The sequence below is a fragment of the Bacillus sp. P4_D3 genome, assembly GCF_056401855.1.
Genome location: NZ_JBFUIN010000790.1, coordinates 1 through 1,343, shown reverse-complemented (window position 1 = coordinate 1,343; position 1,343 = coordinate 1). Strand labels below are relative to the sequence as shown.

At 38.3% G+C, this 1,343-nt stretch carries 1 protein-coding gene and 1 other annotated feature; the gene reads left to right on the top strand.

All coding sequences use genetic code 11. The features are described from left to right. The first annotated feature begins 40 nt into the window (after nucleotides 1-40). A complete protein-coding gene (locus AC1DTM_RS26725) occupies nucleotides 41-1,117 on the top strand; it encodes a bifunctional 3-deoxy-7-phosphoheptulonate synthase/chorismate mutase (RefSeq protein ID WP_002161401.1) in 1,077 nt (358 codons plus the stop codon). A 9-nt stretch (nucleotides 1,118-1,126) separates the two neighbouring features. Next, nucleotides 1,127-1,343 (top strand) — a binding site (T-box leader). This feature is flagged as partial in the annotation.

Genomic DNA, 1,343 nt, shown 5'->3' with positions numbered 1-1,343 from the left:
CTCTTACTATACTTTTAAAACATTAGAGGAGGATTTCCAAATGGCAAATCATGAATTAGATCAATTACGTAAACAGGTAGATGAAATTAACTTACAATTACTACACCTTTTAAACAAACGAGGTGAAATTGTTCAAAAAATCGGAGAGCAAAAACAAGTACAAGGTACGAAACGCTTTGATCCAGTACGTGAGCGTGAAGTACTTGATATGCTTGCAGAGCATAACGAAGGACCATTCGAAACGTCAACGGTTCAACATATTTTCAAAACGATTTTCAAAGCTAGCTTAGAACTGCAAGAAGATGATAACCGTAAAGCATTACTAGTTTCACGTAAAAAGAAAAAAGAAAATACAATTGTTAATGTTAAAGGTGAATTGATAGGGAACGGAACACAAACGTTCATTATGGGACCTTGTGCAGTAGAAAGCTTAGAGCAAGTTCGCCAAGTAGGGCAAGCGATGAAAGATCAAGGACTTAAATTAATGCGCGGCGGTGCTTTCAAACCGAGAACATCTCCATACGATTTCCAAGGTTTGGGAGTAGAAGGTTTACAAATTTTACGCCAAGTAGCAGATGAGTTTGACTTAGCAATTATTAGTGAAATTTTAAATCCGAATGACGTAGAAATGGCGCTAGAATACGTTGATGTAATTCAAGTTGGAGCACGTAACATGCAAAACTTCGATTTACTACGAGCTGTAGGTAAGGTTAACAAGCCAGTATTATTAAAACGTGGTTTAGCAGCAACAATTGATGAGTTCATTAATGCAGCGGAATACATTATTGCACAAGGTAATGACCAAATTATTCTTTGTGAGCGCGGTATTCGCACATACGAAAGAGCGACACGTAACACATTAGATATTTCAGCAGTACCGATTTTAAAGAAAGAAACACATTTACCAGTTATCGTAGACGTAACACATTCAACAGGGCGTAGAGATTTATTATTACCAACAGCAAAAGCGGCACTTGCAATTGGAGCAGATGCAGTAATGGCGGAAGTACATCCGGATCCAGCAGTTGCGTTATCAGATTCTGCGCAACAAATGGACATTCCAGAATTCCATAGATTCATGGATGAGTTAAAAGGTTTCAAAAATAAATTATCTTAATTCCATATCATATATGCGCTGAAGAGGAAAACAGTAGTGCTTATCTCACTGTTAAAGAGAGCTGATGGTCGGTGTAAATCAGTACAAAGATAAGCATGAATTACAGCCTTGGAGCATCTTTCCCGCCAACTTTTGAAGGGAAGGACGGTCAAACGATCGTTAAAGAAGAAGAGAGGTAGACGAAATAAGTCTACAACTAGGGTGGTACCGCGATAAACATCGTCCC